This window comes from Planktothrix paucivesiculata PCC 9631, from assembly GCF_900009265.2.
GTDB lineage: Bacteria > Cyanobacteriota > Cyanobacteriia > Cyanobacteriales > Microcoleaceae > Planktothrix > Planktothrix paucivesiculata.
Genome location: NZ_LR735018.1, coordinates 164,673 through 174,998, shown reverse-complemented (window position 1 = coordinate 174,998; position 10,326 = coordinate 164,673). Strand labels below are relative to the sequence as shown.

8 protein-coding genes are annotated in these 10,326 nt (G+C 45.1%); all 8 read left to right on the top strand.

The window, feature by feature from the left end:
• Positions 1–114 precede the first annotated feature (114 nt).
• Complete coding sequence (locus PL9631_RS14970) at positions 115–1,020, top strand: chemotaxis protein CheA (protein ID WP_456238471.1); 906 nt, start codon at positions 115–117, stop codon at positions 1,018–1,020.
• Positions 1,010–1,243 (top strand): chemotaxis protein CheW, encoded by a 234-nt coding sequence (locus PL9631_RS26760; RefSeq protein WP_231516738.1) that lies wholly within the window; start codon positions 1,010–1,012, stop codon positions 1,241–1,243. Before PL9631_RS14970 ends, PL9631_RS26760 begins: the two co-directional genes overlap by 11 nt.
• 29 nt (positions 1,244–1,272) lie before the next feature.
• Entirely contained in the window at positions 1,273–1,746 is a 474-nt protein-coding gene (locus PL9631_RS14965) for a chemotaxis protein CheW (protein ID WP_083621521.1), read from the top strand.
• Between the two features lie 88 nt (positions 1,747–1,834).
• Complete coding sequence (locus PL9631_RS14960; protein ID WP_083621519.1) at positions 1,835–3,913, top strand: methyl-accepting chemotaxis protein; 2,079 nt, start codon at positions 1,835–1,837, stop codon at positions 3,911–3,913.
• Positions 3,914–4,037: 124 nt separating this feature from the next.
• The gene (locus PL9631_RS14955) at positions 4,038–7,343 is read left to right on the top strand and encodes a HEAT repeat domain-containing protein (protein ID WP_083621517.1); all 3,306 of its coding nucleotides are present in this window, start codon (positions 4,038–4,040) and stop codon (positions 7,341–7,343) included.
• A 259-nt stretch (positions 7,344–7,602) separates the two neighbouring features.
• On the top strand, positions 7,603–8,484 hold the full coding sequence (locus PL9631_RS14950; RefSeq protein ID WP_083621516.1) for a CheR family methyltransferase: 882 nt from the start codon (positions 7,603–7,605) through the stop codon (positions 8,482–8,484).
• A gap of 92 nt (positions 8,485–8,576) precedes the next feature.
• Positions 8,577–9,632, top strand: coding sequence for a protein-glutamate methylesterase/protein-glutamine glutaminase (locus PL9631_RS14945; RefSeq protein ID WP_083621514.1), 1,056 nt, complete (start codon positions 8,577–8,579; stop codon positions 9,630–9,632).
• Positions 9,633–9,691: 59 nt separating this feature from the next.
• The gene (locus tag PL9631_RS14940) at positions 9,692–10,321 is read left to right on the top strand and encodes a hypothetical protein (protein WP_083621513.1); all 630 of its coding nucleotides are present in this window, start codon (positions 9,692–9,694) and stop codon (positions 10,319–10,321) included.
• Positions 10,322–10,326 lie beyond the last annotated feature (5 nt).

Genomic DNA, 10,326 nt, shown 5'->3' with positions numbered 1-10,326 from the left:
TCCCCTGCCTCCCCTGCCTCCCCTGCCTCCCCTGCCTCCCCTGCCCCCTCTCCCATCCCCCTATCGAGCTCCTCCAACGTCGTGCGTGTGGAGTTAGCCAAACTAGATCATTTGATGCGAATGGTCGGAGATTTAGTCATTAGTCGCGGTCGTTTAGAAGATTATCTACAATCGATCGCTACCTATCTAAAAGCCCCTCAAACCCGGGCCTTACAGGAAATCAACCTCATGCTCGAACGACAGTTGCGAGATTTGCGTCAGGGGGTGATGCAAGTGCGTTTAGTTCCCGTTGGCGAGATTTTTGCCCGGATGCAATTTGTGGTTCGGGATTTAGTGCGTACCAGTGAAAAACAAATCACCCTAGAGATTAGTGGACAGGAAACCGAAATTGATAAGTTTGTGGTGGAGCGAATGCTCGATCCCCTATTACATTTAGTGAGAAATGCCGTTAGTCATGGGATAGAATCCCCGGCCGAACGTTCTGCCGCTGGCAAAAACCCCCAAGGAACCCTCACACTTAGGGCAATCACCGCCGGAGAAACCGTAATTATTGAAATTGAAGATGATGGTCGCGGTGTCGATATGGAAACCGTTATGGAGCGAGCCGGGATCGAAACTCATATCAATGATCAAACCTGGGAAACCGGAAAGCCCGAGCCCTATAATATGATGGCATTATTAGACATTCTCTGTTCCCCCGGATTTTCGACAAAAACTCAAGCGGATTTAATCTCAGGACGGGGGGTGGGAATGGCAATTGTCAAAAATACAGTTCAGGAGTTAGGGGGTTCCCTGAGTTTGGAAACTCACAAAGGTCAAGGGACAAAATTTACAATTCAACTTCCCCTAACCTTATCAATTACAGATGCTCTGATTATTACAGTTGGGGAACAGACCTTTGCCATTCCCCAAACCACTGTTAAGGAAGTGCTCGAAGTTTCCAGATCACAAATTATTGCCTTTGAGCATAACGAAATTGTCANCTCCCTCCCCTACCTCCCAAGTCGTCGTGGTAGGTAGCCGAGAAAACTCCGTCGCCTTGGTGGTGGATAGGGTAACGGGACTGCGGGAAATTGTTGTTAACCCCTTAACCGATCCCCTGGTGCGAGTGATGGGAATAGCCGGAGCAACGGAACTAGGAGATCGGCGCGTCGTTTTAATTTTAGATGTGGCGGCCGTCGTCCGATTTTCCACCTTTGGTTTAACCCGATCGCGATCGCTGATTCTAAGCAATAACCCTTAACCATCAACATCCCCATTGTGAACGGTCAAATGTCAGATATTACGACTTCCACTCAAACCTATATTTTATTTGAACTGGCAGACACAACCTATGGAATTTCCTCTCAAGTTGTGCAGCAAATGGAAATGATTGAACAAATCACCCCAGTTCCCAATACTTTACCCTTTGTGGAGGGGGTGGTATTTTCCCGAGGACAAGTGATTCCGGCGATTAATTTACGAGTCCGATTTGGACTAGAGAAAACCGCCTATGATCTGCGAACTCGTTTAATTGTGATTCAAACCAATCATCGTACCGTTGGACTAATTGTGGATACCGCTAGGGAATTTTTAGCCCTGTCAGAAGATACAATTCAACCCCCGCCCGAGGGAATGTCCCATTTAAGCGGTCGATATTTAGCGGGAATTGCTACCTTGGAAAAACGAGTAGTATTGATCCTGAATGTGGACGAGTTACTGATCTTGGAGGAATCTGTAGGGGAAGACTTTAAAATTAAGCATTGAACGCCGTCTTGACACCTTGATCCCTCGGTTAACTCTTGATAACTGTATATAAAAAACCACTAAAAAGTGCCAACAAGGAGAAAAAATCATGGCTAAAGTTAATAATAAACAACCAAAAGACGACAAGAACCTATCAAAAATCCCCAAAAATATTGCTCCCGATCCTATCGTCAAACTGAGCCGGGATACAATCAGTGAAATCATCCTTAAAACCCAAGATATCCTAGGAAATGCCGCACATCTATCCTTGGAAATGGAATCCCAAAATCGCTTGTTAGAGGAGGATTATACCGGAGTTCAAACTTTAGCTACCCAATTAAAACAAACCGCTACCCAGACCCAATCCGTTGAGATTTCTGGGGAACAATTAGTTTCCTCGATGAACGAAATGGCTGCATCGATTGAACAAGTGACCGCCAGTAGTAATCAACTGGCAACGGTGGTTAGACAAACGGCCACTTCAGTCCAAGAAAGTAGCATTTCTACCCATAATGTAGCCGACAGTGCCCAAGAAATGGCAACTTCATCCTCCCAAGTCACGGCATCGATGGTAGAAATGGCTGCCTCGATTAAAAGTGTCAGCACGGATACCGAAAGTTTAGCCACCTCCGTCAACCAAACCGCCGCCTCCATTGAAGAAATGACCAGTTCCATTGGGGGAGTGGCCCAAAATGCCGATGACTTGACCTCCGCCTCCGAACAAACCACCGCTTCCATTAACGAAATGGCCGCTTCCATCGAAGAAGTCACCGCCACCACCGAAAATTTAGCCGCCACGGTGGAAGAAGTCTCAACTTCTATGGAGGAAATGGCGCAGTCCGTTGTGGGCGTAGCCCAAAATGCCGAACGAATTACCGAAGCAGCCACCAATGCGGCCATCTCCGCCGAACAGTTGGATCGCTCCATTCGTTCAATTAGCACCCTCACCCAACAGGCCGATGAAATTACCCGCAAAGTCATGCAGGATGCCGAAGTGGGGGGTAAAACCGTGGAAAAAGCCATTCAAGGATTAGGTCGGGTACGGGAGTCCATGGTCAAATCCTCCGATGTAATTCGGGATATGGGCAAACGTACCAACGAAATTAGCAGTATTGTCGATACAATTAATTTAATCTCAGAACGCACTAATCTACTATCCTTAAATGCTTCGATTGAAGCGGCTCGGGCGGGAGATGCCGGTCGTGGGTTTGCCGTGGTGGCTGAAGAAATTCGGAATCTAGCCGATCGCGCTGCCCAAGCGACATCGGATATTGGCGCGATTATTAAAGCCCTGCAACTGGTGGCTCAAGATGCCGTGAATACCTCGAATGAAGGTCTGCGAGTCGCCGAAGATAGTGGGGGTTTGGCCGAAGAAGGATTGGGGGGACTCAAAAAAATCCTATCGGGGATTGAAAAAACCACCCAATTAGTCAGTCAAATTGCGGTGGCTTCTGAGGAACAAATGATTGCGGGTCAAACCGTTGTCAATTCGATTAATACCACTGCTAACCAAGCTAGGGAGGTGGCTAAAGCTACCATCGAACAATCCAAAACCACCCAGGGAATCGTGGTTTCCACACGACAAATGCAGCAAATTGCTAAACAAGTCACCCAGGCAATGAATGAACAGGCCCGGGCAGCCCGGGAGGTGATTAAGGCGACTCAAAATACCACTAATTTAGCCGGACAGGTGCGTAAAGCTACCTTTGAGCAAAATAAAGGGGCTTCTCAAATCATGCAGGCTGTGGAGTCCATGCGACGGGGGGTGATGACCACTTCCCGGGCGATTCGAGAACAGTCCATCGCCGGCGATCAAATCTCCAAAGAAGCAGAACGACTGGCTACCCTGATTAATAACGTCACCAAAGATATGACACAACAGGCAACCATTGCCTCTCAAGTGACTACTTCGGTTGATAATATGCGTATCCAGTCCGAACAAGTGGCAATGTCGATGAGGGAACAGGCAAAAGCGATCCAACAAATGACCGGGGCAATTCAAAGTATTACTCAGAAAATTAATTCAATTCGGAGTTCAAATCTGGAACATTCCAATCTTTCCAATCAGGTATTACAGGGTATGGAGAGTATAGGAAATCTCAGCAAACGTCATCTACAAAGTGCCAAAACTATTATGGCTGCTGTACAAGCTCTCCTAGACCGCACCCAAACCCTAACTTCCATGTAGTAGTAAGCCCTTGCTGGGCTTTCTTTTAATATATTAGGCGAGGAGAGTTTGAGGCGTGAACACCTGACCACCAGATTGAGGCGTGAACGCCTCACTACTAGCTAAGATACCCCTGCAAAAAAATATGACCATTGGTATTTTTACAACCGATATAAATTTAACCATTCGTTCCTGGGATTCCCGATTAATGGAACTGACGGGAATTGGGGCAGAAATTAGTTGTGGTCAACGAATCACCGATCTGATTCCCAATTTAGAACAACGGGGGTTATTAGAACGATTTGAACGAGTAATTACCGAAGGAGTGGTGGAAACCATGGCCCCCGGCTTCCATGAATACCTGATTCCCTGTCCCCCCTTGATCTCGTCTAAGCACTTTCAATATATGCAGCAGCGGGTTACTATTACCCCGCTACGGGAAAAAAATCTGATTGTCGGAACCATTGTCACCCTAGAAGATGTCACGGTTCGTCGAGAACGAGAGGCCGATCTCCGCCAAAATTATCAGAGACAGGCAAATTCAGTCAGCCTAGACGCCTCCCATTTAGGGTTAACCAACGAACAGCATCAGAATCTACTATTTTCGGTGTCCGAGAACCTGAGTCAAGGTCTTTCCTCAAATACTACCGATTTCATGAATGCTCTCCAAGAAAGTAATTGGCAGATCAGACAGGAGTTGGTACAGCAATTAACCGCCAGTTATAACCCAGAAATTACAACAGAATTGTTACGGCTTTTGCGTCAAGAACACCGCAATGCCACAATTGTGAATAGTGTGATTCAGGTTTTGGCCCTGAGTCGGGTGGATTTAATCCCCGCTTTAATTGAGTGTTTGCAGGACTCCGACCCCGAACTGAGAATTTATGCCGCCCAAGCCCTCGGACAACGGGACGACCCCCGAGCCATTCCCCACCTAATTTTAGCCGTGGCTGATCCGGATTCCAATGTCCGCTATCATGCCGTTGAAGCATTAGGATGTTTGAAAGCCAGAGACGCCATCGACCCCCTACTCGAAATTGCTCAATCCCAAGACTTTTTCCTGGCGTTTCCCGCTTTAGATGCCCTAATGCAAATTGGAGATCTTTCTATCGCAGGACGTTTAATGCCATTAATTCAAAAAACTCTGAATTGGCGAGTACGTCGGGAAGCCGTTGATAGCTTGGCTATGCAGGATGATCCGAACTTAACCCAGGATTTGTTACGCTTGCTCCGAGAACAACACCGCAATCCCGATATTCTCAATAGTGTGCTTCAGGTGTTGACCCTAAGCCAAATTGATCCGATTCCTTCTTTGGTGGTCTGTTTAAATGACCCTGACCCGGATTTAAGGATTTATACCGCTTTAGCCCTGGGAGAACGCCACGACCCTAGGGCAATTCCGGCTTTAATTCCATTACTCGATGATCCAAATATCAATGTTCGCTATCACACGATTGAATCCCTGGGACATCTGCGGGCCAGCGAAGCCGTAGATAAATTAATAGAAGTTACTCAGTCTGGGGATTTCTTTTTGGCTTTCCCTGCCTTGGAAGCCCTAATGAAAATTGGAGATACTACCATTGGCCCTCGAATTGTTGACCTGTTGAATGATGAACTCCTGGGAAATCAAGTCGCCGAGGTCTTGGGAGTCCTGGGAGATGCCGATGTTGTCACCCCGATGGCTCAGTTTCTGAATCAACCGAATAATAATCAATTCCCCTGTTCGGTGGGCTCGTTAGCGATCGCCTTAGCTAAAATTTATGAGCGCTATCAAAAGGAATTTGGGGAAGGAGAATTTATTGCCGATCTCACCCGGCGGGCGGTGACAGATACCGGATCTCAGAACTTGCTCGATGCGATTAAAACCGCAAATCCTGAAGAATTACAGTCCCTTGCCCTGATTCTGGGATGGTTAGAGGGCAAAAATGTCGCCGCCGCCCTGACGGAATTGTTGAGTAATCCCCAATTGCGAGAACCGATTGTTGAGGCTTTAGTTAAATTTGGCAGTGACCTTACGCCTTTATTAATTACCCAATTAGATGCCCCGGATTTAGAAACCCGGAAAGCGGTGATTACTGTCCTGGGTAGGATCGGCAGTAATCGAGCGGTTCAGGCCCTGACCAATTTACTCGGGGAGGAGGGGGAATTAGTCATGGTGACGACGGCCGCTTTAGCCCAAATTGGGGACGGGCGAGCCTTTGAAGCCCTTTTAGGATTATTGGGAAATCCCGATTCGGCCGTGCGTTTGGGGGCGATTGCCGCCTTAAATTCCCTGGGTCATCCCGCTTTACCCCAACGAGTTCTACATTTACTTACCGATCAAGATCCGATCATTCGCGAGTCGGCGGTCAAAATTGCTGGCTATTTTGCCTTCAGTGAATGTATTGAAGCCCTGTTCAACTGTATCCATGACCCGGAGGAGAAAGTCCGACGGGCGGCAATTGAACATTTACCTTACATTGAGGATGAACGGGTTCTGCCGCTTTTGGTCAAGGCTTTAAGGGAGGAGGTTCCCTCGGTGCGGGTGGCGGTAGCCCATGCCCTGGGGGATTTGGACACTACCTTGGTTCTGCCCCACCTGTTAACGGCTTTACAGGATCAGGATTCTTGGGTACGCTATCAAGCTGCCCGTTCAATTAGCCGTCTGGATTTGAGCGAGTTACTGACCTCTGAGGATCAAACCCTGGCGGCGGTGTTTGATGTTTTACAACATCTGGTAGTTACGGATTTTGCCTATCCTGTGCGGGCGGCGGCAACTTCGGCTTTAGGTTATATTGGGGGCGACCGGGCTATTCCTTTATTGACTTCTTTGGTGGGGGTTGATGTGGGGGATGGGGATGTGGCTCGGGCTGCGGTCATGGCCTTGGGACGAATTGATAGTACGGAGGCAGTGGCTCCTTTATTAATGGCCTTAAATTCAACGAATCCTGAACGGCGTTTAGATGCCCTCCATGCCTTTCGAGAACGGGGCGGAGAGGAAGCCGGAGTGGCCTTGCAATGGATGGCTGCGGCTGATCCCGAGGAAAAAGTGGTTCAGGCGGCGATTGAGTCCCTATCGCGGATGGGAACCTCGGAGGCGATCGCGGCTTTATTGGAGTTATCGGTCGATCCTAGTAGTCGGGAGGCTTGTATTTTGGCTTTAGCTGGTCGAAATTTGGATAATTCGACGCGCAAGGAAGATTATATTGAGGGGATCAGTCACGGGTTAAACCATATCCATCCAGCAGTGCGCTGTGCGGTGGTGGAAGTTCTCAAACGTCTGAAACATCCTTTTGCCTCGGAAATTTTAATCAGTGCCTTGAATGACTCGGATCAAAATGTCCGTTTATCGGCGGTTAATGCCTTGGTCTATCTGGGTAATCGTTCCTGTGCGGAACAGTTGAGTATATTGGCGCGAAATGACACTTCTGCCGCAGTTCGTCGAGCGGCTCAAAAAGGCATACATCAATAATCAGTTATCAGTCAACAGTTATCAGTTATCAGTCAACAGTTATTAGTCAACAGTTATTAGTTAACAGTTATCGGTGAAAGAAATAAAATCATATATTGATAACTGATTCCTAATAACTAAAAACTGATTACTGATAATCAATAACTGATTCCTAATAACTAAAAACTGATTACTAATAACTAATAACTAATTGCTGAAAACTAATAACTGATGACTGTTAACTGATAACTGATAACTGATAACTGATTACTGCTATCACATGAAATTTTCTTCAGAACCTCTGAATTTGAGCGATAATACGTTTTTAATTTTACGAGATCTAATCCATGAACGGACGGGATTATATTATGGTGCTTCTAAACAGACAATGTTAGCGGATAAGCTATCAATTAGAGTTAAAGAACAGGGGTTAGACTCGTTTTTGGACTATTATTATCTGCTGAAATATGATCAGTCAGCCCATCAAGAATGGCAGGAAATGATTAATGTTTTAACGGTGCAAGAAACATATTTTTGGCGGGAGTATGATCAAATCAGGGTTTTAGTTGAGGTGTTGTTACCGCAATATTTAGAGCGGTTTTATAAGGTTTCTTATCCTGGTCAACCGTTAAGGATTTGGAGTGCCGCTTGTTCGACCGGAGAAGAACCATTAACGATTGCGATCGCCTTAAATGAAGCGGGTTGGTTTGAACGAATTCCGATTGAAATTTGGGCGAGTGATGCTTCTTCCCGGGCGATTAATAAGGCTGTATCGGGAGTCTATCGACAATACTCATTTCGGGGTTTTCCTGAATCCTTAAAAGCTAAATATTTTTCTGCCCATAATGAAGGTTGGCGGATCTCACCTCTAATTCATAATCGAGTCCATTGGTCGGTGGATAATTTGTTAGTAGAATCAGACATTCAATATTTAGCCCAAGCTCATTTTATTTTTTGTCGGAATGTTTTTATATATTTTTCCGAAGCTTCTATTTTAAAGACGGTGAACTTTTTCTATCAACGAATGTTTAACCCAAGTTATTTATTTTTGAGTGCTTCAGAATCTTTACTAAAATTAAAAACAAATTTTAATTTAGAGGAAATTGATGGAGCTTTTGTTTATATGAAACATGAATCCAAATCTAATTATTTTTCGTCATAATTTTTAAAAAAACCACTACAAAAAATAAAGTAAAAATGCTAAATTTAGATCAGGGATAAAACCTAAATTTTATAACCCAGGAGAATAAAAAAATGAATAGTAACATTATTCGAGTGTTAGTGGTCGATGACTCAGCTTATGTTCGTAAAGTCATTAAACAAATGCTGTCTCGTAGTCCCTTTATTGAAGTGGTGGGAACAGCCCACGATGGGGAAGAAGCCCTAGAAAAACTAGAACAGATGGCGGGTCAAGTCGATGTGATTACTTTAGATTTATTAATGCCTAAAATCGATGGGGTGGAGTTTCTGCATCGACAAATGGCACGACATCCTATTCCGGTGATTATTGTCAGTATTGCCAATGAAGGCGGGGAAATGGTCTTAGAAGCTTTAGATGCGGGGGCGGTGGATTTTGTCCATAAACCGACCGCTTTAGCCACGGAAAAAATGTATGAACTGGCGGACGAATTAATTGATAAAGTTAAAGCCGCAGCTAATGTTCCCCTGAATCATCTTCCCCTTCATGCTATTGTCAAACCCAGTCATCCGGTAGGCCTGGTAGAACCCCTCACCCATAAGAGTATTACGGATTTAATTGTAATTGGAATTTCTACCGGAGGCCCCCAAGCCTTAGCATTTTTGATTCCTCAATTACCTAGTAATTTCCCCATTCCCATCGCCATTGTTTTACATATGCCCATTGGTTATACCAAAATGTATGCGGAACGATTGGATCAATTATCTGAGTTGAAAGTAGTAGAAGCGGCCGATGGAGATGTGATCAGTCCGGGGATGGTCTTTATCGCTCCGGCCGGACGTCATTTAACCTTCAAACCTCAAGGAGCTAATGTGGTCGCTCGTTTAGCGGCCCAACCCTTTGATATGCCCCATCGTCCCTCGGTGGATGTGATGTTTCAATCGGCGGCCGAGGTATATGGGAATCGGGTTTTGGGAGTGGTGATGACCGGAATGGGTTCCGATGGCAAACAGGGTGCAGCCTGGATTAAATCTTCCGGCGGTTCGATCTTTACCGAATCAGAGGAAACTTGTATTGTTTACGGAATGCCTCGGACGGTGGTGGAATCGGGGTTAAGCGATCGCCAAATTCCTTTATGTGATATCGCCAAGACCCTATTAGAAATTTTATAACGAGAGGAAAGAGGAAATTAACTGATAACCGATGATTTGTAACAGAAAAAGGCAGAGAAATGCTACTGACTGAAAAACAAAAAATGGCGTTGTCTGAATTTATGAGAATGGTTCTCTCCATGAGGACAGCAACGGCCTTATCAGAGTTGATTGGTTCTGATGTGAAGATGACAGTTGCGGGGGTTTCCCTATCCCCTTTGAGTAAATTAACCCTGGGATTTTCCCAGCATTTTAATGAAAATATTGTTAGTATTCATCAAGTCTTTAAAGGCTCAATTAGTGGAGATGCTTTATTCCTTTTAAATTATTCTCTGGCGGTTAAATTAACGAATTTACTCCAACAGAATAGTCAGGATGAAATTGTTTATCTGAATATTTCCTCCTGTGAAGTCTTAACCGAAGCGGGTAATATTTTATTAAATTCCTATATTGGTCTATTAGGAAGTTTAATGGGATGTCAATTTACCTTTTCCATGCCAGTTTTTCAAGTGGAATCTTTACCGGATTTAGTCAAATCTCTAATGTTAGGTAGAAATGAAGTCCGTTATGTCTTAATGGTTGATACGACCTTTGAATTGTGTCATAATTCAGTTAGAGGTTATTTAGTCTTTGTTTCGGGTGTAATTCCTTTGTCTTGTTTAATTAAAGGGATTGAAGCCTCCATTGACTTTACCCTGATAAATCCTTGAGATTT

What these genes read in the sequence shown, in the direction of transcription:
- PL9631_RS14965 (WP_083621521.1), top strand. Translation starts at nt 1,273, where the DNA reads ATGTCAGATATTACGACTTCCACTCAAACCTATATTTTATTTGAACTG.
- PL9631_RS14960 (WP_083621519.1), top strand. Translation starts at nt 1,835, where the DNA reads ATGGCTAAAGTTAATAATAAACAACCAAAAGACGACAAGAACCTATCA.
- PL9631_RS14955 (WP_083621517.1), top strand. Translation starts at nt 4,038, where the DNA reads ATGACCATTGGTATTTTTACAACCGATATAAATTTAACCATTCGTTCC.
- PL9631_RS14950 (WP_083621516.1), top strand. Translation starts at nt 7,603, where the DNA reads ATGAAATTTTCTTCAGAACCTCTGAATTTGAGCGATAATACGTTTTTA.
- PL9631_RS14945 (WP_083621514.1), top strand. Translation starts at nt 8,577, where the DNA reads ATGAATAGTAACATTATTCGAGTGTTAGTGGTCGATGACTCAGCTTAT.
- PL9631_RS14940 (WP_083621513.1), top strand. Translation starts at nt 9,692, where the DNA reads ATGCTACTGACTGAAAAACAAAAAATGGCGTTGTCTGAATTTATGAGA.